The following is a 20,664-nucleotide window of genomic DNA, read 5'->3' as shown; positions in this document are numbered from 1 at the left end:
CTACAGAAAGCAGAAGCACAAAAAACCCCGCTTTCGCGGGGTTTTTCGTTCTCTGCCTGATGCGGGCGATCAGTCGCCCAGGGTCAGCAGCGAGGCGTTGCCGCCGGCGGCGGTGGTGTTCACCGTCACCGTCTTTTCGGTGGCAAAGCGCAGCAGGTAGTGCGGGCCGCCGGCCTTCGGGCCGGTGCCGGACAGGCCCTGGCCGCCGAACGGCTGCACGCCGACCACCGCGCCGATCTGGTTGCGGTTGACGTAGACGTTGCCGACGTGGACGCCATTGCTGATGCGATCAACGGTCTCGTCGATGCGCGAATGCACGCCCAGGGTCAGGCCGTAGCCGGTGGCGTTGATCTGGTCGATCACTGCGTCGAGCTGGTCGCCCTTCCAGCGGATCACGTGCAGGACCGGCCCGAAGATTTCCTTCTGCAGCTGGCCCAGGTCCTTCAGTTCGTACGCACGCGGCGCGAAGAAGGTGCCGTTGGCCGTTTCGGCGGACAGCTCGGCGGCGGCGATCAGGCGCGCTTCGCGGTCCATGCGCTCGGCGTGGTCCTGCAGGATCTTCAGCGCGTCGGCGTCGATCACCGGGCCGACGTCGGTGGACAGCAGGCCGGGGTTGCCGACCTTCAGTTCCTTCATCGCGCCGGCCAGCATGGTCATCACCTTGTCGGCGATGTCGTCCTGCACGAACAGCACGCGCGCGGCCGAGCAGCGCTGGCCGGCGGAGGTGAAGGCCGAACCGATCGCGTCCTTGACCAGCTGTTCCGGCAGCGCCGAGGAGTCGGCGATGAAGGCATTCTGGCCACCGGTCTCGGCGATCAGCACGCCGATGGCGGCGTCACGTGCGGCCATCGCGCGGTTGATCGCACGTGCGGTGTCGGTGGAGCCGGTGAAGGCCACGCCGGCCACGCGCGGGTCGGCGGTCAGCGCGGCACCGACGGTGGCGCCGTCGCCCGGCAGGTACTGCACCACCTCGGCCGGCACGCCGGCGTCGTGCAGCAGCTTCACCGCGTAGTAGCCGATCAGGTTGGTCTGCTCGGCCGGCTTGGCGATGACGCTGTTGCCGGCGGCCAGTGCAGCAGCGACCTGGCCCAGGAAGATCGCCAGCGGGAAGTTCCACGGGCTGATGCAGACGAACACGCCGCGACCATGCAGCTGCAGTTCGTTGGACTCACCGGTCGGGCTCGGCAGCTTCTCGGCGTGGCTGAACTGCTCGCGCGCCTGCTTGGCGTAGTAGCGCAGGAAGTCCACCGCTTCGCGCACTTCGGCGATGCCGTCGGGCAGGCTCTTGCCGGCTTCCTTCACGCACAGCGCCATGAATTCCGGCATGCGCGCTTCCAGCTGGTCGGCGGCGTGCTCGAGGATGGCGGCGCGGCTGGCGGCCGGGGTGCGGTTCCAGGCCGGCTGCGCGGCCACGGCGTTGGCCAGCGCCTTCTGCACGGTGGCGGCATCGGCGGCCAGCCACTGGCCGACCACTTCGCGGGTGTCGGCCGGGTTGGTCACCGGCAGCGCGGCGCCGGCCGGGTTGGCACCCGGTACCAGCGGGGCGGCCTGCCACGGCTTCACGGCCGCGTTGAGCTGCTCGGCCAGGGCGCGCAGTTCGTTGTCGTTGGCGAGGTTGGCGCCCATGGAGTTCTTCCTGTCGTGGTTCTGGCTGCGCAGCAGGTCTACCGGCAGCGGGATCTTGGGATGCGGAATCGAAGCGAACGAGGCGACCATCTCGACCGGATCGCGGATCAGGTCGGCGATCGGCACGCGCTCGTCGGTGATGCGGTTGACGAAGCTGGAGTTGGCGCCGTTTTCCAGCAGGCGGCGCACCAGGTACGGCAGCAGGTCTTCATGCGAGCCGACCGGCGCGTACACGCGGCAGGGCAGGCCCAGGCGATCGGCTGGCACCACTTCGGCGTACAGGTCGTCGCCCATGCCGTGCAGCTTCTGGTGCTCGTACACGCCACCGTTGGCGATGCTGCGCACAGCGGCGATGGTGTGCGCGTTGTGCGTGGCGAACATCGGGTAGATCGCGTCGGCATGGGTGAACAGGCGCTTCGCGCATGCCAGGTACGACACGTCGGTGTTCTGCTTGCGGGTGAACACCGGGTAGCCCGGATAGCCTTCGATCTGCGCGCGCTTGATCTCGGCATCCCAGTAGGCGCCCTTGACCAGGCGCACCTGCAGGCGGCGACCGGCGCGGCGCGCCATGTCGGCCAGGTGGTCGATCGTGTACGGCGTGCGCTTCTGGTAGGCCTGCACGACCACGCCGAAGCCATCCCAACCGGCCAGCGAGGCGTCGGAGAACACCTGCTCGATGATGTCCAGCGACAGTTCCAGGCGGTCGGACTCTTCGGCGTCGACGGTGCAGCCGATGCCGTAGCTCTTGGCCAGCTGCGCCAGTTCCAGCACGCCCGGCACCAGGTCCTTCAGCACGCGCTCGCGCTTGGCGTGCTCGTAGCGCGGGTACAGCGCTGACAGCTTGATCGAGATGCCCGGGGCGTTGTTGACGTCGCCCTCCGGGCGGCCGCCGCGTGCCTTGTGATCACCGCCGATGGCGTGGATCGCGCGACGGTAGTCTTCCAGGTAGCGCAGCGCGTCCTTCATGGTCAGCGCGCCTTCGCCCAGCATGTCGAAGGAGTAGCGGTAGTTCGCGTTGTCGCCCTTGTGCGAGCGCGACAGCGCTTCGCTGATGGTGCGGCCCATGACGAACTGGTGGCCCATGATCTTCATCACCTGGCGCACGGCCAGGCGCACCACCGGCTCGCCGACGCGGCCGACCAGGCGCTTGAACGCGCTGGGCGCATCGGCGCGGGTGGCGTCGTTCATCTGCACCAGCTTGCCGGTCAGCATCAGGCCCCAGGTGGAGGCGTTGACCAGCACCGAGTCGCTGCCGCCCAGGTGCTTTTCCCAGTCGGCATCGGCCAGCTTGTCGCGGATCAGCTTGTCGGCGGTGTCCTGGTCCGGAATGCGCAGCAGCGCCTCGGCCACGCACATCAGCAGCACGCCTTCTTCGCTGCCCAGGTCGTACTGGCGCATGAAGGCTTCGATCGCGCCCTGGTCCTTGGCACGCACGCGCACGCGGCCGACCAGGTCGGCGGCCAGCGCCTGCACCCTGGCCTGCTCTTCGGCCGGCAGGCGGGCCTGCGCCAGCAGCTCGCGGACGTGGCTGGCCTCGTCCTTCAACCAGGCATCGGTGATGGCCTGGCGGAACGGGTTGGGGGGCGCCGGCAGTTCCGGCGACAGCAGCGCGCCGGGACGCGGGGCGTCGCTGGCGGCAGGGGAGGAGGAAGGTGCGTTCATGCCGGTCCGGCCAATGGAAAACTTGGCGATTTTAATCATTTTTGCGGGTTGCGGAAGTGCCCCGCAGCCACCTTCGTGAAGGGCTGATAGCCCCTAGCGGTGGTGGATTCAGCGTGTTCAGCAAGCCCGACAATATTTGTGCTGAATTCGTCATTCGTGCCGCCGACCTCATGCTGTGTTGCAGCATGGGAAAAAGTGTGAATGCACCCTTGCTACCGGCGAGAGGGCGGGGCTACCATCGAGACGTTTCCCGCGGCAGGAACGCGGTTGCGACATGATCGAGGTGCTTCCAGCTCCGGATGGGTCAGGTACGCAGCTGCGGCTGCGTCCCCCACGGGCGCTCGATGCCCGGCAGTTCGTCCTGTTGTTCACCGTGTTGTCGGGTGCGATGTGGCTGGTGTCCGCCTTCGGGTGGTTGGCCGGCAATGCATTCGCCCCCCTGTTCGCGCTGCTGTACAGCCTGGTGCTGGCGGCGGCGCTGCGTGCCTTGTGGCGCAGTGGTGAACGGCAGGAGGAGATCCGGGTAGTACCGGCGTACGTGGAGGTCATCCCCGTACCCGGTGGATCGCCGGTGTTCCGGGCCCACCCCCACTGGGTGCGCCTGCTCACCGACGATGAGAGGGTCCGGCTGGCATCCAGCGGCCGGCAGGTGGAGGTGGGGAGTTTCCTCGCGCCGGCCGAACGTCAGACGCTCGCAGAGACACTTGAAAGCTTGCTCGCCGCCAGCGATGGCGGCAACCGACGACGCTAAGGGTCTAGGCAATGAAGCAAAGCAGCAGGTGGGGCACGAAGTGCGTTGCAGCGGTCGCCGCCATGGTGGCCGGGGGACTGATGCCGGCGTTGGCCTGGGCCCAGGCGGCCGATCCCAAGCCGTGGCAGCTGAACATGGGCAAGGGGGTGACCCAGACCTCGCGCCTGGCCTGGGAATCGAACAATCTCTCGTTGATCATCTGCACGGTGATCGGCGTCATCGTGTTCGGCGCGATGGCCTACGCCATCTTCAAGTTCCGCAAATCCAAGGGCGCGGTCGCCGCCACCTTCAGCCACAACACCAAGGCGGAGATCATCTGGACGGTGATCCCGGTGATCATCCTGATCGTGATGGCGTGGCCGGCCACGGCCAACCTGATCAAGATGTACGACACCCGCGATGCCGAGATGACGGTGAAGGTCACCGGCTACCAGTGGATGTGGAAGTACGAATACCTCGGCGAGAACGTCACCTTCACCAGCCGCCTGGACCGCGAGTCCGACCGCATGCGGCAGAGCGGCAAGGTGCCGACGCGCGAAAGCCATCCGCACTACCTGCTGGATGTCGACAACCGCCTGGTGCTGCCGGTCGATACCAAGGTGCGTTTCGTCATCACCTCCGACGACGTGATCCACGCCTGGTGGGTACCCGCGCTGGGCTGGAAGCAGGACGCCATCCCGGGCTTCATCAACGAGGCCTGGACCAGCATCGAGCAGCCCGGCGTGTACCGCGGCCAGTGCGCCGAGCTGTGCGGCAAGGACCACGGCTTCATGCCGATCGTGGTCGAGGCGGTGTCCAAGGAAGAGTTCAAGCAGTGGCTGGCGCAGCGCAAGCCGGCGCCGCCTGCCGCGCCGGCAACGCCTGCGGCACCGGCCGAGCCGACTGCACCGGCGGGCGAGGCTCCGGCAGCGCCGGCCGCACCCGCCGCTGCCGAAACCGGCAGCACGCCTGCCACCGCAGCGAGCGGCGCGTGATGTAAAGCCCGCGGCCGCCCGCGGCCGTGGTGACAACCGATTCTGAGAGGTGTTTTGCAATGGCGCACTCGGCAGTTGGGCACGACGATCACCATCACCAGCAGAGTTTCTTCGAGCGTTGGTTCTTCTCGACCAACCACAAGGACATCGGCACGCTGTACCTGGGTTTCAGCTTCATCATGTTCGTGATCGGCGCCTTCATGAGCGTGCTGATCCGGCTTGAGCTTGCACAGCCCGGCATCCAGTTCATCCGGCCGGAGGTGTTCAATCAGCTGACCACCGTGCATGCACTGGTGATGATCTTCGGTGGCGTGATGCCGGCCTTCGTCGGCCTGGCCAACTGGATGATCCCGCTGCAGATCGGCGCGCCGGACATGGCGCTGCCGCGCATGAACAACTGGTCGTTCTGGTTGCTGCCGGTGGCCTTCAGCCTGCTGCTGCTGACCTTCCTGCTGCCCGGCGGCGCGCCTGCCGGCGGCTGGACGCTGTACCCGCCGCTGTCGCTGCAGGGCGGCTACAACGTTGCGTTCACCGTGTTCGCCATCCACGTGGCCGGCATCAGCTCGATCATGGGCGCGATCAACATCATCGCCACCGTGCTCAACATGCGTGCGCCGGGCATCGACCTGCTGAAGATGCCGATCTTCTGCTGGGCCTGGCTGATCACCGCGTTCCTGCTGATCGCGGTGATGCCGGTGCTGGCCGGTGCGGTGACCATGCTGCTGACCGACAAGTTCTTCGGCACCAGCTTCTTCAACGCCGCCGGTGGCGGTGACCCGGTGATGTTCCAGCACATCTTCTGGTTCTTCGGGCACCCCGAGGTCTACATCATGATCCTGCCCGCCTTCGGCGTGGTCAGCGAGATCATCCCGACCTTCAGCCGCAAGCCGCTGTTCGGCTACCAGGCGATGGTGTACGCCACCGCCGCGATCGCGTTCCTGTCGTTCATCGTCTGGGCCCACCACATGTTCACCGTGGGCATGCCGCTGGGCGGCGAGATCTACTTCATGTTCGCCACCATGCTGATCTCGATTCCGACCGGCGTGAAGGTGTTCAACTGGGTCAGCACCATGTGGCGTGGCTCGCTGACGTTCGAGGCGCCGATGCTGTGGTCGGTGGCCTTCGTCATCCTGTTCACCATCGGTGGTTTCTCCGGCCTCATGCTGGCCATCGTGGCGGCCGACTTCCAGTACCACGACACCTACTTCGTGGTCGCCCACTTCCACTACGTGCTGGTGACCGGTGCGGTGTTCGCACTGATCGCGGCGGTGTACTACTGGTGGCCGAAGTGGACCGGGCGGATGTACAGCGAGAAGTGGGCCAAGGTGCACTTCTGGTGGTCGATCGTGTTCGTCAACCTGCTGTTCTTCCCGCAGCACTTCCTAGGCCTGGCCGGCATGCCGCGCCGTATTCCCGATTACAGCGTGGCATTCGCCGACTGGAACCTGATCAGCTCGATCGGTGCGTTCGGCATGTTCGTCACCCCGTTCATGATGGCGGCGATCCTGCTGTCCTCGCTGCGCAACGGCGAGAAGGCCGAGGCCCGTTCCTGGGAAGGCGCGCGTGGCCTGGAGTGGACGCTGCCGTCGCCGGCACCGGCGCATACCTTCACCACGCCGCCGACCATCCGCCCGGGGGATCTGGCGCATGACGACATCACGCATTGAGGTGGGGCATGCATAACGAGAGCCCGCTCCCGATCGGTAGCGTCGAGCCAGGCTCGACTGACGAAAAGCAGCCGAGCATGGCTCGGCTCTACAACAACGAAGAGCAGCCGGCCAGCGGTCGGCTCTACCAGGGCGGAAGCATCGAACAGCAGCGCCAGCGTGCGAAGCGCACGGCGATGTGGGTCGGCGCCGTCGCCGTGCTGGTCTACGTCGGCTTCATCCTCAGCGGGGTGATCGGCCGATGAGCGAGGCACCGGCCAGCACACCGTCCCGCAGCGCCGGGCTGCCGCGCCTGATCGGTGTGGCGGTGGCGGTGTTCCTGCTGACGTTCTCGCTGGTGCCGCTGTACCGCATCGCCTGCGAGAAGGTGTTCGGCGTGCGCCTGGAGCGCGGCCCCGGTGGCGAAGCCAGTGCAGGTGCCGCGGCCGGCAAGCGCACCGTGCGCGTGGAGTTCGATGGCGGCGTCAATTCGCGCCTGCCCTGGTCGTTCCATCCTGAGCAGCTGACCATGGACGTGGTGCCCGGCGAACTCAACGAGGCGCTGTACTTCGCCCGCAACGACAGCGCGGCTGCCGTGGTCGGCAGCGCGGTACCTTCGGTGGCGCCGGCGCGTGCGTCGGGCTTCTTCAGCAAGACCGAGTGTTTCTGTTTCACCGCGCAGACGCTGCAGGCCGGCGAGAAGCGCGACATGCCGGTGCGCTTCATCGTCGATCCGGACCTGCCGCCGGAGATCAAGACGATCACCTTGTCCTACACCTTCTACCGCAACGACGCGCTGTCCGATCGGCTGGCCCCGGCCGCTACCTCGGACGGCGCGCACGCCGCACCCTGACCCGGATACCGACATGGCCCAGACACCGACCGACGCCAACGTGTACTTCGTCCCGGCCCAGAGCAAATGGCCGTTCGTGGGTTCCATCGCGATGATGGTGACCATGGTGGGCGTGGCCAGCTGGCTCAACGATGCCAGCTGGGGACGCTGGACGTTCTACATCGGCATCGCGATGCTGGTGCTGACCCTGTTCTGGTGGTTCAGCGACGTGGTGCGAGAATCGCAGGCCGGCAACTACAACCACCAGGTCGACGGATCATTCCGGATGGGGATGATCTGGTTCATCTTCTCCGAGGTGATGTTCTTCGGCGCGTTCTTCGGCGCGCTGTTCTACACCCGCAACCTGGGCCTGTCGTGGCTCAGTGGCGAAGGCCGCGGGGTGATGACCAACGAGCTGCTCTGGCAGGGCTATTCCGCAGGATGGCCGACCAATGGCCCGGCGGCGATCGGTGGTGCGTTCCAGACCATCCCGGCCTGGGGCCTGCCGCTGATCAATACGCTGATCCTGTTGACCTCCGGTGTGACCCTGACCATTGCCCACCACGCACTGAAGGCCGGCAACCGCCGCCAGCTGCTGATCTGGCTGGGCCTGACCGTGGTGCTCGGCCTCGGCTTCCTGACCCTGCAGGCGGAGGAATACATCCACGCCTACAAGGAACTGAACCTGACGCTCGGCTCCGGCATCTACGGGTCGACGTTCTTCATGCTGACCGGCTTCCACGGCGCGCATGTGCTGCTGGGCACGATCATGCTGATCGTGATGTGGCTGCGCTCGGCCAAGGGGCACTTCACCCGCGACAACCATTTCGCCTTCGAAGCGGCCGCGTGGTACTGGCACTTCGTCGACGTGGTGTGGCTGATGCTGTTCCTGTTCGTCTACGTGCTTTGACCGCGCAGGCAGCGGTGGCTTCAGCCGCCGATGCCGTGCGGTTTGATCCAGCCCATGTAGATGCTCACGATCACCAGCAGGATCAACGCCACCGACACCGAGATGCGACGTGTCAGTGCGTTGACCGTGCGCTTGGTCTGGCCGCGGTCGACCACCAGGTAGTACAGGCCGGCGCCCAGGTTCCAGACGATGACGATCAGAAACGCGATTACCAGCAGGGTCTTCAGCGAATCACTCATGCGCGGCTCGAGGGCAGGGTGGATGTGCCTATCTGACCGCGTTTGCGCGGACTTGTCATGATGCGCCAGCACACGCGCGTGATCGGATGGCTGCTGGCCGTGCTGGTGATGGCGGGTTTCAGCGCGTTGGGGTTGTGGCAGCTGCAGCGCATGCATGCCAAACAGGCAATGTTGGATGCGCAGGGTCCAGCGGTGGCACAGGCGTTGCCGCTGTCGCAGGCCCTGGCCGCGCCCGGCGCGTTGCACGGCGTGGCCGACCACGGCCGCTTCCTGCCCGGCGTGGTGCTGCTGGACAACCAGACCCGGCATGGCCGCGCCGGGGTGAAGATCTATCGCCCCTTCCGCAGTGACGACGGCAGCGTGCTGCTGGTCGACCTCGGCTGGCGTGCGCTGCCGCCGGATCGCACGCTGCCGGACATACCGGCGCCGCCTTCGCCGGTGGCGGTGCGCGGGTTGCTGGCACCGCCACCGTCGGCGGGACTGGTACTGGGCCCCGCATTCTCCGCCACCGGTGAGGCCGGGCTCTGGCTGGCCAGCCGCTTGCCGGCCGACGGCTTGGCACGCGCGCTGGGGTTGCAGGCGCTACCCGACCGCGTCCTGCGCCTGGACCCGGCGCTGCCATTCGGCGATGAGCGCGACCTGGACCTGCTGCCGAACACGCTGCCGCCGCAGCGTCACCTGGGCTACGCCGTGCAGTGGTTCGGGCTGGCCCTGACCGTGCTGGTGGTGGCCGTGGTGCTGGAGCGGCGCAGGAGACGCCCCATCGCCCGGTAGTGCCGGCCGCTGGCCGGCAACCCCCGGTTTCCTCGATGCCGGCCAGCGGCCGGCACTACCGGCATCCCTTTCCCAACCATGAGAAAATGCCCCGCATGAACACTGCTACGTCCCCGCAGGCGCGCGGTTCCGGCCGCCGGACCCTGGTGCTGCTGTTTGCCGTGTTCTTCGGGGCGATGGCGCTGGCCGCCGTGCTGCGCTTCTCCGGTTGGCAGCCGACCGGGCACCGCAATGCCGGCCAGCTGCTGAAGCCGCCGGTGGACCTGCGCCAGCAGGCGCCGACCCTGGCCAGCGGCCAGCCGTATCCCTGGAACCCCGAGGCCCGCACCTGGCGCCTGCTGGTGGCCCCGCCTGGCGCCTGCGACGCGCAGTGCGTCACTTTGTCGCAGGGACTGGGCAAGGTGTGGCAGCTGTTCGGCCATAACGCCGATAATGTCGAGATCCTGTGGCTGGGTACGCCACCGGCGTCGATCGCCTCGCTGCCCGCGCTGCGGCCGCTGGCTCCGTCGCCAGCCCTGCGCGCGGCGTTGCCGGGCGTCGATGATCCGGCGGGACTGCCGGTCTACGTGATCGATCCGAACGGCTTCGTGATCATGCGCCATGCCCCGGGTTCCGACCTCGGTGGCCTGCGCAAGGACATGGCCACGTTGCTGAAACTGAAGTGAGTCCCGTTTGATGAGCCTTTCCGCGCGTCCGGCGCTGCACCGCAATTTTCACCGCCTGGCGTGGTTCGCCATGATCATGACCGCGAGCACGATCATGTTCGGCGCCTTCGTGCGCCTGTCCGATGCCGGTTTGAGCTGCCCGGACTGGCCGACCTGCTATGGCCAGGCCACCTGGCCGCAGCACGTGGAAGAGACCATCGGCCATCCGGCGGCGGAGATCCGCCCGCTGGAGACCCACAAGGCCTGGCGTGAGCAGGTGCACCGCTTCCTGGCCGGCGCGCTGGGCATCGAGATCCTGACCCTGGCGCTGCTGGCCACGCGCAAGCGGCGGTTCGGAAGCACGGCGGTGGTGACCGCCTGCGTACTGGTGGCCGCCGGCATACCGCTGTACATGATGGGCTGGCACGGCACCGCCAGTGCCCTGGCATTGATCGGCGAGGCGATCCTGCTGATCGCCGCGCTGCGCTGGAGCAACATCGATCTCGCACGTGCGGCGCTGCTGACCCTGGCTGTGGTGATCTTCCAGGCCCTGCTGGGCATGTGGACGGTGACCCTGCTGCTCAAACCCATCGTGGTGATGGGCCACCTGCTCGGCGGCATGCTGATGTTCGGCCTGCTGGTGTGGATGGCCTGGCGCGCGACGCACATGCCGATCACCCTGGCTGAAGCGCCGAAGCTGAAGTGGTTGCTGCGCATCGGCGTGGCGGTGCTGGTCACCCAGATCGCACTGGGGGGCTGGGTCAGCGCCAACTACGCCGCACTCGCCTGCGGCGGGGGCAGCGCCTCGCTGGACAACTTCCCGCGTTGCGCCAACCAGTGGTGGCCGCAGCACAACTTCGTCGAAGGCTTCACCCTGTGGCGTGGCATCGGCGTGGACTACGAAGGGGGCGTGCTGGATGGCGCCTCGCGCATCGCCATCCAGATGGCACACCGCCTGTTCGCGGTGGTGGTGGTCGTCTACCTGCTGTGGCTGGGCGTGCGCCTGTTCCGCTTGCCGAGCATGCGTGGCTGGGCCAGCGCGTTGATCGCGCTGCTGGTGCTGCAGGTCACCCTCGGCATCCTCAATGTGAAGCTGGCGCTGCCGCTGGAAGTGGCGGTGGCCCACAACGGCGTGGCCGTTGCCCTGTTGTTCGTGCTGGTCAGCCTGCTGGCCCGCCTGCGTGCCCCGGACTGATTCCATGTTTTCCAATTACCGCCAGTACTGGGACCTGACCAAGCCCAAGGTCGTTGCCCTCATTGTCTTCACCGCCCTGGTCGGCATGGTCCTGGCCATCCCCGGCGTGCCCAGCTGGGAGCAGGTGCGCGCCGGCGTGCTCGGCTTCCTCGGTATCTGGCTGGCGGCCTCGGCCGCCGCCGCGATCAACCAACTGCTCGATGCGCACATCGATGCGCAGATGGCCCGCACTTCGTGGCGCCCGCTGGTGGTGGGCAAGGTCAAGCCGTGGCAGGTGCTGGTGTTCGCCGGCGTGCTGATCGTGCTGTCGATGACCATCCTGGTGCTGTGGGTGAACCTGATCACCGCGGTGCTGACCTTTGCCTCGCTGATCGGCTACGCGGTGATCTACACCGTGTACCTCAAGCGTGCGACCTCGCAGAACATCGTCATCGGTGGCCTGGCCGGCGCGATGCCACCGATGCTGGGCTGGGCCGCAGTGACCGGGATGCAGGGTTCGTCGGACTGGGCGTACTCGTCGCTGCTGGTGCTGATCATCTTCATCTGGACCCCGCCGCATTTCTGGGCGCTGGCGATCTTCCGCCGCGAGGATTACGCCAAGGCGGAGATCCCGATGCTGCCGGTGACCCACGGCGTGGTGCACACCCGCAAGCAGATCATGGTGTATTCGGTGGTGCTGGCGCTGGTCTGCCTGCTGCCGTACCTGGTGGGCATGAGCGGTGCGTTCTACCTGGGCGGCGCGATCGTGCTCAACGCCGTGTTCCTCTGGTACGCCTGGCGCATGCTGGACCCGCCGGACGAGCTGTTCTCGATGAAGATGTTCTATTACTCCATCGTCTACCTGATGGCGCTGTTCGCCTTCCTGCTGGTCGACCACTGGATCCTGCCCTGGCTGTAAGGGGCTGCCCTTTGTAGAGTCGAGCCATGCTCGACTCAGGCCCGGTCTGATGGCGGGAACATCCATGCATGGCGAGGATCACCTTGAACTACGGTTGAGGCGTCGCCATTGCTATTCCTGACCCCAAGGAAAGGAAGGCGCAGGGATGCATTCGATCTTCCGCTGGACCAGCGCGTTGTTGCTGGCGCTCGGCATGGCCCTCAATGCACATGCCGACGACACCGCCGCGCAGATCCGCCAGCACGCCGGCGACCACCGCCTGCTGGTGCTGGGCGAATTCCACGGTACTCGCGAGACACCGCTGCTGGTGCGCCAGCTGGTGGAGGATTACAGCCGCAATGGCCCGGTCGTGCTGGCGCTGGAACTGCCGCGCGGCGAAACCCCCACGCTACGCGATTACCTGGCTTCCGACGGCGGCGAGAAGGCACGCCAGCAGCTGCGCGGGCGTGCCTTCTGGAGCGTGCGCGATGACCAGCACGATGGCCGTCGCAGCCGCGACATGCTGGCGATGATCGAAGGCCTGCGCGCGCTGAAGGCGCAGGGGCGTGTCATCGAAGTCGTTGGCTATGACGTCAATGCCAGCAAGGGCGGCAACCAGGCACGCGATGACCGCATGGCCGCCGAGTTGCGGCGCCTGTACCGGCGCCTGCCGGCTGACGCACGCATGCTGGTGCTGGCCGGTAACGTGCACGCCATGCTGCAGCGGCCGGGCGGTGCGCCGCCGGAAATGCAGACCCGGCCAATGGCATCGGCGGTGCGTGATCTGGACATCTACAGTGTGCGGTTGGGAGCACAGCGTGGTGAGACTTGGGCGTGCCTTGACCGATGCTCGGCCAGGCCATTGCCGGAACAGGCGGCGCGAGGGCCGCGGGTGGATACTCATGCGGGCCGGCAATACGACCTGTGGGTGTGGATGCCGCAGCTGAGCGTCGGCACGCTGGCAGAACCGTGAATCCACGCGTGGCCAATCATCAGCCGAGCATGGGCTCGGCTCTACAGTAGATCCACGCCATGCGTGGATGATTTACCCGCAACAACCCGCGCGCCCTGTCAGGGCTTGCGCCGCGCATACCGCTGCGCGATCACGCCGCAGACGATCAGCTGGATCTGGTGGTAGATCATCACCGGCAGCACGATCGCGCCCAGGCTGCCGCCGGCGAACAGCACCTTGGCGATCGGCACGCCGGTGGCCAGGCTCTTCTTCGAGCCGCAGAACACGATGGCGATCTCGTCCTCGCGGTTGAAGCGCAGGCGACGCGCGATGAAGGTGATCAGCGGCATGGCGATGCCGAGCAGCACGGCGGCCACGACCGCCACGGCCAGCAGTGAGAGCAGCGGCGTCTTGCTCCACAGGCCCTCGGTGACCGCTTCGCCGAAGGCCGAATACACCACCAGCAGGATCGTGGCCTGGTCGGTGTAGCGCAGCAGCGCGCGTTGCTTCTCCACCCAGCCGGCGATCCACGGCCGCAGCAGGTGGCCGGCCACGAACGGCACCAGCAGCTGCAGCATGATGCCGCCGATCGCATGCAGGGGGTCGTGGATGCCGCCAGAGGTGCCGGCCAGCGCGGTCAGCAGCAGCGGGGTCAGGAACACGCCGAGGATGCTCGACAGCGAGGCGCTGCACACCGCTGCGGGTACATTGCCGCGTGCCATCGAGGTGAACGCGATGGACGACTGCACGGTGGAGGGCAGGGTGCACAGGAACAGTACGCCCAGGTACAGCTCCGGCGTCAGCAGCCAGCCCGACAGTGGCTTGAACATCAGCCCCAGCAGCGGGAACAGGATGAAGGTGCAGGCCAGGATGGTCAGGTGCAGCCGCCAGTGCAGCATGCCGCCGATGATCGACTCACGCGGCAGGCGCGCACCATGCAGGAAGAACAGCGCGGCGATGGCGACGGTGGTGACATCGTCGAGCACGATGGCGGCGGCGCCCTTCATCGGCAGCAGCGAGGCCAGGCCGACGGTGCACAGCAGGGCGAGGGTGAAGTTGTCCGGTCGCAGGCGCGACCACCAGCGGGTCATGGTGGGCAGAGTCCTTGGTGCGGAGGGTTCAGGGCGAGGTGACCGGCGTGGCCAGGCGCTGGCGGGTGGCGGCTTCCAGCGACCTCAGGCCAGCACGCTGGCCCAGCTGCAGGGCCTGTTCGGGGCTGGCATGTTCGTAGCGTGCACTGACCAGGCCGAGCACGGCACCGGCGCGGTTGCCGGACGCACAGTGCAGCAGCACCGGCCCCTGGCTCTGCTGTAGGGCCTGGTGCACGGCGCGCACGTTGGCGGCATCGAGCCCCTCGGCACCGGCCACCGGAATGCGCACGTAGCGCAGGCCCAGTGATTCGGCGACGCGGGTTTCATCGAAACCCCGGTCCTCGCCGGGCTGGCGCAGGTCGATCACGGTGCGCACGCCCTGTGCGGCCAAGGCCTGCAGCTGTACAGCGCTGGGCTGGCCGCCGGCGTACAGGCCGGGGCGGACTTCGTTGAGGGGCGCGTCTTCGGCCAGGGCCGTCAGCGGCAGGCAGAGCGACAACAACAGCAGGCAGGTCAGGCGCAGCAGCATGGTCCTCTCCGTGAAAACGTTCTGCCGCTACAGGCGCAGTCCGGCGCGCGCCTTCAGCAGCTCGCGCAGTTCGTACTTGTCAGTATCGTCCAGGCCCTGCTGGCGCTGCTTTGCCAACAACTCCTCCAGACGTTGCACCAGCAGCTGTTTCTCCAGCTGGGCCACGGCATCGTGCAGTTCCTGGGTCCACATCGCGTCGTCGCCGGGCAGCGTCTGCGCGGCCAGGGTGTGCAGCGACGCCTGTTCCTCGCGCCCGTCGAAGTGCTCCAGCAGGGCGCCGGTGCTGATGTCCGGGCGCTGTTCGACCAGGCCCAGCAGCTCCAGCAGCAGTTCCACGCCGGGCAGGCGCAGGCCCTGGAAGTGGTGCTTGCCGCCCAGCGTCAGCGCCAGCGACGGCTGCTGCAGCAGCACGGCGATCGCGCCGCGCACCAGGCTGCGCTTGGCCACGGGCTGGATCGTCCGCTGCGGTTGCCGTTGCGGCATCGGCGCGCGTGCAGACGGGGCGTTGCCGCCGAGCCCGGTCAGCTGCGCCAGCTGCTGCTTCATCAGGTCGCCGAAGGCACCGTCGGGAATCTGCGCCAGCATCGGCTTGGCCCGCTCGGCCAGGCGGGCCTTGCCATCGAGCGTGCCCAGGTTGATCTCGCGGGTCAGTTCGTCGAAGAAGAACTGCGACAGCGGCGTGGCCTGCTTCAGGCGCTCGTTGAACGCTTCGGCGCCTTCCTTGCGCACGATGGTGTCCGGGTCTTCGCCATCGGGCAGGAACAGGAAGAAGGCCTGGCGGCCATCCTTCATGCGCGGCAGCACCGACTCCAGCGCCTTCCAGCCGGCGCGGCGGCCGGCGGCGTCGCCGTCGAAGCAGAAGAACACGTCCGGTGCGTTGCGGAACAGCAGCTCGGCATGGTCCGGCGTCGTCGCGGTGCCCAGCGTTGCCACCGCCTGGGTGACCCCGAACTGGAACAGCGAGACCACGTCCATGTAGCCCTCGACCACGATCAGCCGCTCGATCTTCTGGTTGGCCTGGCGCACCTGCCACAGGCCATACAGTTCGCGTCCCTTGTGGAACAGCGCGGTCTCGGGCGAGTTGAGGTACTTGGGGCCGTCGTCCTTCTCGAACACGCGGCCGCCGAAGGCGATCACCCGGCCACGGCGGTCGAAGATCGGGAACATCACCCGGTCGCGGAACTTGTCGTAGACGTGGCCGCGATCGTTCTTGGAGAACAGGCCGGCGCGGTCGAGCAGTTTCATGCGCCGCTCGTCCTTGCCCAGCGCATCGCGCAGGCCGCTGTAGCCATCCGGTGCGTAGCCGATCTGGAAGCGCGCGCGGTTCTCTTCATCCACGCCACGGCCATCCAGGTAGCTGCGGGCCTTGTCGCTGCCCTGCAGGTTGTTCTGGAAGAACTTGGTGGCCGCCTCAAGCGCCGAGTACAGCTCGCGGCTGTCGTCCTGCTGCTGCGGGCTGCGCGGGTTCTCGTTGCGCGGCACTTCCATGCCGGCGCGCTTGGCCAGTTCATCTACCGCGTCGAGGAACTCGAGGCGGTCGTAGTTCATCAGGAAGCTGATCGCGGTGCCGTGCGCGCCACAGCCGAAGCAGTGATAGAACTGCTTGGTGGGCGAGACCGTGAACGAGGCCGAGCGCTCGTCATGGAACGGGCAGCGGGCGGCGTACTCCTTGCCCTGGCGCTTCAACGGCACGCGGCTGCCCACCACCTCGACGATGTCGGTGCGGGCCAGCAGGTCGTCGATGAAAGCGTCGGGGATACGGGCCATGGGCAACAGGGCAGGGCGCGGCCGCCAGGGCGCGCAGCAGGGGCGGCGGATTCCTCTAGTTTACTCGCTGGCGGTGCCGGGGCTGGCCTGTTCGGCGTCGACGCCGGCCCTGGCCAGCTGCGCCCGTGCATGCTGGCGTTCGTCGATCACCGCGGTCATCAACGCACCGACGAAGAACACGGCGGTGGCGTAGTAGATCCAGACCAGCGAGATCACAAGCGCGCCCATCGAGCCGTAGGCACTGCCCGGGGCCACGGTGGCGATGTAGACGCCAATCCCGTAGCGGCCGAGGGTGAACAGCACCGAGGTGATGGCGCCGCCGATAAAGGCCTGGCGCCAGGCCACGCGGCGGTCCGGCAGGTAGTGGTAGAGGAAGGCGAAGGCCAGCGTGTACAGCAGCAGCGAGGTCAGGTAGCCGATCGCCGGCAGTACCGAGGGCAGCTGCGCGAACACCACCTGCAGGGCGGTGGTGGCGGTCATCGACAGGATCAGCAGGAAGCCCAGCGCCAGCACCACGCCGAACGAGAACACACGCTTGCGCAGCCAGGCCTTGACGCCTTCCAGGCGCTGGCCGCTGGTGTGGAAGATCCGGTTCAGCGCGTTCTGCAGCTGGGCGAATACCGCCGTGGCGCCGACGAACAGCAGCAGGGTGCTCCACAGCCCGGCCAGCGAACCGACGCTGGGCTGGCTGTTGGCGTTGTGCAGCACGGTGTCGGCGACGCTGGCCACGCTGCTGCCGGCGACCGAGCCGATCTGGCCGATCAGTGCCTGTTGTGCGGGCGGATACAGCGAGGCGGTCAGCCACAACAGCAGCACCAGCAGCGGTGCCATCGACAGCAGGGCGTAGAAGGAGACCGAAGCGGCCTGGGTCAGCACGTCGATTTCGACGAAGCGTTTGGCCACCGCCATCGGGAAGCTGTCCTGCAGGCGGTCAGCGTAGTGGCGAAGCCGTGCGGGGATGCCGTGGGGACGCGTGTCGGCGGGGGAATGCGATTGCTCGACCATGGGGACTTTGTAGCAGCCGGGGGTCGAAGGTGCGGTGAAGCGGGTGCATCGATGGGGTCAGAGCCCTTTCGCGAGCGAAAGGGATCCGACCCTGCCAGTTCCACATTGGGGTCAGAGCCCTTTCGCGTTGCGAAAGGGATCCGACCCCGGGCGCCGGCTTACGCCAGCAGCTGCTTGACCAGCTTGGAGACCAGGCCCATGTCGGCCTGACCGGCGAGCTTTGGCTTCAGCGCGCCCATCAGCTTGCCCATGTCGGCCGGGCCGGCGGCACCGGTCTCGGCGATGGCGGCCTGGATGGCGGCCACGATCTCGGCTTCGCCCATCTTGGCCGGCAGGTAGGCTTCGATGACCACGATCTCGGCGCGCTCGATCTCGGCCAGGTCTTCGCGGTTGGCGGCTTCGAACTGGCTGACCGAGTCCTTGCGCTGCTTGACCATCTTGTCGAGCACGGCGATCACGGCGGTGTCATCCAGCTCGATGCGCTCGTCCACTTCGCGCTGCTTGATGGCGGCGTTGATCAGGCGGATCACGCCCAGCTTGTGCTTCTCGCCCGCCTTCATGGCGGCCTTCATGTCTTCGGTGAGCTGCTGCTTCATGCTCATGAGGAACCTCGTGGTGGTAGGTGGGGCGGGGCGGATGCCCGAACCCGGAAACGCAAAAAGCCGGCGACGCTCGCGCGTGCCGGCTTCGGCTCCATCGCGACAGGCAAGCCCGCCGCAATGAAGATGCGTCCGATCAGTACAGGCGCTGACGCTTGGTGACGTCGCGCGACGAGCGGCGCAGCTGACGCTTCACAGCAGCGGCGGCCTTGCGCTTGCGCTCCTGGGTCGGCTTTTCGTAGAACTCGCGCTTGCGGGTTTCGGCCAGCACACCGGCCTTTTCGCAAGTGCGCTTGAAGCGGCGAAGAGCAAACTCGAAGGGCTCGTTCTCGCGGACTTTGACGCTGGGCATGGAATCTCCGGGACACAGTAGAACCGGGTCACGCCCGGCGAGCCGCACATTATAGCGGCGAAACGACAAACTGCAAGCGGTCAACCCTGAATACGGGCCGGGGGTTCGAAAGCAGTGAGATCTGCACGTCCCCCGAGGGGGCGGCAGGGGCGTCATAATAGCAGGCATGCGAGTCCTTGGCATCGAATCTTCCTGTGATGAGACCGGCGTGGCGGTGTATGACACCGACCTGGCCGGCAGCGCGGCCCTGCGCGCCCATGCGGTCTACAGCCAGATCGCCCTGCACGCCGAGTACGGTGGTGTGGTGCCCGAGCTGGCCAGCCGCGACCACGTCCGCAAGCTGCTGCCACTGGTGCGCCAGACCCTGGCCGACGCCGGCCTCGGCGTAGACGACATTGACGGCGTGGCCTACACGGCCGGCCCCGGCCTGGTCGGCGCGCTGCTGGTTGGCGCCGGCGTGGCCCGCTCGCTGGCCTGGGCGCTGGAGGTGCCGGCGGTGGGTGTACACCATATGGAAGGCCACCTGCTGGCCCCGCTGATGGAGGACGATCCGCCGGAAGCGCCGTTCGTGGCGCTGCTGGTATCGGGTGGCCACACCCAGCTGGTGGCGGTGGACGCCATCGGCCAGTACCGCCTGCTGGGCGAGACCCTGGACGACGCGGCTGGCGAGGCCTTCGACAAGACCGCCAAGCTGATGGGCCTGCCGTACCCGGGCGGCCCGCAGCTGGCCAGGCTGGCCGAGCAGGGCACGCCGGGCGCGTACCGCTTCGCGCGGCCGATGACCGACCGCCCGGGGCTGGATTTCAGCTTCTCCGGCCTGAAAACCCAGGTCCTGATGGCCTGGCGCGACAGCGACCAGAGCGAGCAGACCCGTGCCGACATCGCCCGGGGCTTTGAGGACGCGGTGGTCGAGACCCTGTCGATCAAGTGCGAACGCGCGCTGGAAGCGGCGGGCACCAACGTGATCGTGGTGGCCGGCGGTGTCGGCGCCAACAAGCGCCTGCGCGCCCGCCTGCAGCAGATGGCCGAGCGTCTCGGCGGCCGTGCCTGCTTCCCGCGGCCGGCACTGTGCACCGATAACGGCGCGATGATCGCCTTCGCCGGCGCGTTGCGGCTGCAGGCCGGCCAGCACAACCCGCCGAAGGTGGACGTGACCCCGCGCTGGGACATGGCGACCCTGCCGGCGGTGTGAAGCCCCGGAACCGGTAGCGCCGGGCCATGCCCGGCGGACGCTTTACGGACGCCCTGCCAACGGCGACGCCGCCAACACCGTCGTCGCTCGCTCATGGCGCTGCAGCCAGCCCAGCGTATGCGGGCAGCGGGCGTGGATCAGCCGCCCGATCGCCGCCAGGTCAGCGCCGATGTCGCGCTCGAGGATGGGCTCGTGGTGCGCGATGCGGTTGCGCAGGTGGCGAATGCGTCCGATGTCAGCGTGGATGGCTTTTCTGATGACGCTGGGATGAGCTGAGGGTGCATGCCGCAGAACTCCGTTGAGTGCGGGTATCCACAGCGTGGCGTCGAAGCGACAGGTGAAAAGCTGCTGCCAGAACACCATCGGCAGCTTGGCGACGATTTCGGGTGTATCGGTCGTGCGGCCAGCAACCTGTTCCAGTGCTGCACGTGCGGAAGTACAGGACGAGGTTGGCAGCCTGCGTCGGAAGGCATCATTCCAGGGCCAACGCGGGCCATGCTGCCGGGCGGGCACAGCTGCAGCGGCGTTGCGGGTGACCACTTCGCACAGATGGACCGGCATCATCAGTGCACTGCACATCCGCATGTTCCACAGGTACAGGGATTCGGCTGTGACGTCGGGGCTGCAGGTCGACGCGATTCTCTCGTAAGTAGACAGACGCTCCGCTGACAACGCGCGCCGCAGTACATCGTATGGAGCCATCGTCATGTGCGGTGGTGAAGGAGGAATCGATGTTCGCGAGAGTGGGCGGCGACCACCATCAGGGAACGTCGTTGTCCGCGCGGCTGATTTTCTGCGTTTGGCCTCGGACGACTACCTGACCTGCCCTGTCGGAATTGGCCTTGACCGGCGATCGGGTCCTTGCCTAATCTGCGTGCCTGCGCCACCGGGACCCGCGGCTGTTCAACAGCTCCCCCCGGGGACAAACGGTAGTACCAAAGGGCCCCGCTAGCAGGGCCCTTTGTCTTTTCTGGAGCCGCGTTCCTGCCGGCCACCCACCGCCCGTTCCGGGCAGGCTCACCGCCGTGCCGTTACCATGGCCCCCTG

The 20,664-nt window shown here is 67.2% G+C and carries 21 protein-coding genes; 12 read left to right on the top strand and 9 right to left on the bottom strand.

The annotated features are described in order from the left end of the window. Nucleotides 1-69: 69 nt before the first annotated feature. Nucleotides 70-3,288 (bottom strand): bifunctional proline dehydrogenase/L-glutamate gamma-semialdehyde dehydrogenase PutA, encoded by a 3,219-nt coding sequence (gene putA / locus BKE09_RS09310; protein ID WP_075675553.1) that lies wholly within the window; start codon nt 3,286-3,288, stop codon nt 70-72. Between the two features lie 274 nt (nt 3,289-3,562). On the opposite strand from putA, the gene BKE09_RS09305 reads away from it, so the two are divergent. From BKE09_RS09305 to BKE09_RS09280, 6 genes are read left to right on the top strand one after another with little or no spacing between them, the layout of a single operon-like run. Continuing rightward, a complete protein-coding gene (locus BKE09_RS09305; RefSeq protein WP_014035721.1) occupies nt 3,563-4,039 on the top strand; it encodes a DUF2244 domain-containing protein in 477 nt (158 codons plus the stop codon). A gap of 11 nt (nt 4,040-4,050) precedes the next feature. Further along, nucleotides 4,051-5,013 (top strand): cytochrome c oxidase subunit II, encoded by a 963-nt coding sequence (gene coxB, locus BKE09_RS09300; protein WP_075675552.1) that lies wholly within the window; start codon nt 4,051-4,053, stop codon nt 5,011-5,013. A gap of 59 nt (nt 5,014-5,072) precedes the next feature. Further along, nucleotides 5,073-6,680, top strand: coding sequence for a cytochrome c oxidase subunit I (gene ctaD, locus BKE09_RS09295; RefSeq protein WP_014035723.1), 1,608 nt, complete (start codon nt 5,073-5,075; stop codon nt 6,678-6,680). An 8-nt stretch (nt 6,681-6,688) separates the two neighbouring features. Continuing rightward, nucleotides 6,689-6,925 carry a hypothetical protein gene (locus tag BKE09_RS09290; protein ID WP_075675551.1) on the top strand — a complete coding sequence of 79 codons (237 nt, stop codon included), beginning with the start codon at nt 6,689-6,691 and terminating at the stop codon, nt 6,923-6,925. Further along, nucleotides 6,922-7,512: a cytochrome c oxidase assembly protein gene (locus BKE09_RS09285; protein ID WP_014035725.1), complete on the top strand. Its 591-nt coding sequence runs from the start codon at nt 6,922-6,924 to the stop codon at nt 7,510-7,512. The genes BKE09_RS09290 and BKE09_RS09285 overlap by 4 nt, the downstream gene beginning before the upstream one ends. Before the next feature lie 13 nt (nt 7,513-7,525). Beyond that, entirely contained in the window at nt 7,526-8,401 is an 876-nt protein-coding gene (locus BKE09_RS09280; RefSeq protein ID WP_014035726.1) for a cytochrome c oxidase subunit 3, read from the top strand. A gap of 20 nt (nt 8,402-8,421) precedes the next feature. Here the strand turns inward: BKE09_RS09280 and BKE09_RS09275 are convergent, their stop codons facing one another. Then, complete coding sequence (locus BKE09_RS09275; protein ID WP_049444502.1) at nt 8,422-8,640, bottom strand: twin transmembrane helix small protein; 219 nt, start codon at nt 8,638-8,640, stop codon at nt 8,422-8,424. A gap of 57 nt (nt 8,641-8,697) precedes the next feature. Between BKE09_RS09275 and BKE09_RS09270 the strand changes: the two genes are divergently transcribed. The 5 genes from BKE09_RS09270 (at nt 8,698) to BKE09_RS09250 (ending at nt 13,103) form a co-directional block, all read left to right on the top strand. Then, complete coding sequence (locus BKE09_RS09270; protein ID WP_075675550.1) at nt 8,698-9,414, top strand: SURF1 family protein; 717 nt, start codon at nt 8,698-8,700, stop codon at nt 9,412-9,414. A 95-nt stretch (nt 9,415-9,509) separates the two neighbouring features. Continuing rightward, nucleotides 9,510-10,079, top strand: coding sequence for a hypothetical protein (locus BKE09_RS09265; protein ID WP_042358441.1), 570 nt, complete (start codon nt 9,510-9,512; stop codon nt 10,077-10,079). A gap of 10 nt (nt 10,080-10,089) precedes the next feature. Continuing rightward, nucleotides 10,090-11,253: a COX15/CtaA family protein gene (locus tag BKE09_RS09260; RefSeq protein ID WP_075675549.1), complete on the top strand. Its 1,164-nt coding sequence runs from the start codon at nt 10,090-10,092 to the stop codon at nt 11,251-11,253. A 4-nt stretch (nt 11,254-11,257) separates the two neighbouring features. Beyond that, nucleotides 11,258-12,151, top strand: a complete 894-nt coding sequence (gene cyoE / locus BKE09_RS09255; RefSeq protein ID WP_014035731.1) for a heme o synthase — start codon at nt 11,258-11,260, stop codon at nt 12,149-12,151. Between the two features lie 145 nt (nt 12,152-12,296). Continuing rightward, entirely contained in the window at nt 12,297-13,103 is an 807-nt protein-coding gene (locus tag BKE09_RS09250) for a calcium-binding protein (protein WP_075675548.1), read from the top strand. A gap of 98 nt (nt 13,104-13,201) precedes the next feature. Here BKE09_RS09250 and BKE09_RS09245 read toward each other — a convergent pair whose 3' ends face one another. The 6 genes from BKE09_RS09245 to rpsU form a co-directional block, all read right to left on the bottom strand. Further along, nucleotides 13,202-14,173, bottom strand: a complete 972-nt coding sequence (locus BKE09_RS09245; protein ID WP_049457760.1) for a bile acid:sodium symporter family protein — start codon at nt 14,171-14,173, stop codon at nt 13,202-13,204. 28 nt (nt 14,174-14,201) lie between these two features. Continuing rightward, the gene (locus BKE09_RS09240; protein WP_075675547.1) at nt 14,202-14,702 is read right to left on the bottom strand and encodes a protein tyrosine phosphatase family protein; all 501 of its coding nucleotides are present in this window, start codon (nt 14,700-14,702) and stop codon (nt 14,202-14,204) included. Between the two features lie 27 nt (nt 14,703-14,729). Then, nucleotides 14,730-16,469: a DNA primase gene (gene dnaG / locus BKE09_RS09235; RefSeq protein ID WP_075675546.1), complete on the bottom strand. Its 1,740-nt coding sequence runs from the start codon at nt 16,467-16,469 to the stop codon at nt 14,730-14,732. A gap of 60 nt (nt 16,470-16,529) precedes the next feature. Further along, nucleotides 16,530-17,474, bottom strand: coding sequence for a YihY/virulence factor BrkB family protein (locus BKE09_RS09230; RefSeq protein ID WP_075675545.1), 945 nt, complete (start codon nt 17,472-17,474; stop codon nt 16,530-16,532). A 158-nt stretch (nt 17,475-17,632) separates the two neighbouring features. Next, nucleotides 17,633-18,076 (bottom strand): GatB/YqeY domain-containing protein, encoded by a 444-nt coding sequence (locus tag BKE09_RS09225; RefSeq protein WP_014035737.1) that lies wholly within the window; start codon nt 18,074-18,076, stop codon nt 17,633-17,635. Nucleotides 18,077-18,209: 133 nt separating this feature from the next. Next, nucleotides 18,210-18,425: a 30S ribosomal protein S21 gene (gene rpsU, locus BKE09_RS09220; RefSeq protein WP_002808376.1), complete on the bottom strand. Its 216-nt coding sequence runs from the start codon at nt 18,423-18,425 to the stop codon at nt 18,210-18,212. Nucleotides 18,426-18,591: 166 nt separating this feature from the next. On the opposite strand from rpsU, the gene tsaD reads away from it, so the two are divergent. Next, nucleotides 18,592-19,617, top strand: coding sequence for a tRNA (adenosine(37)-N6)-threonylcarbamoyltransferase complex transferase subunit TsaD (gene tsaD, locus BKE09_RS09215; protein WP_075675544.1), 1,026 nt, complete (start codon nt 18,592-18,594; stop codon nt 19,615-19,617). A 42-nt stretch (nt 19,618-19,659) separates the two neighbouring features. Here tsaD and BKE09_RS09210 read toward each other — a convergent pair whose 3' ends face one another. Continuing rightward, nucleotides 19,660-20,325, bottom strand: a complete 666-nt coding sequence (locus BKE09_RS09210; RefSeq protein ID WP_075675543.1) for a hypothetical protein — start codon at nt 20,323-20,325, stop codon at nt 19,660-19,662. Between the last annotated feature and the right edge of the window lie 339 nt (nt 20,326-20,664).

The sequence above is a fragment of the Stenotrophomonas sp. TD3 genome (genome assembly GCF_001939825.1).
Lineage (GTDB): Bacteria > Pseudomonadota > Gammaproteobacteria > Xanthomonadales > Xanthomonadaceae > Stenotrophomonas.
Note: the sequence above shows the minus strand (reverse complement) of the source record. Positions and strands in the feature narration are given on the sequence as shown.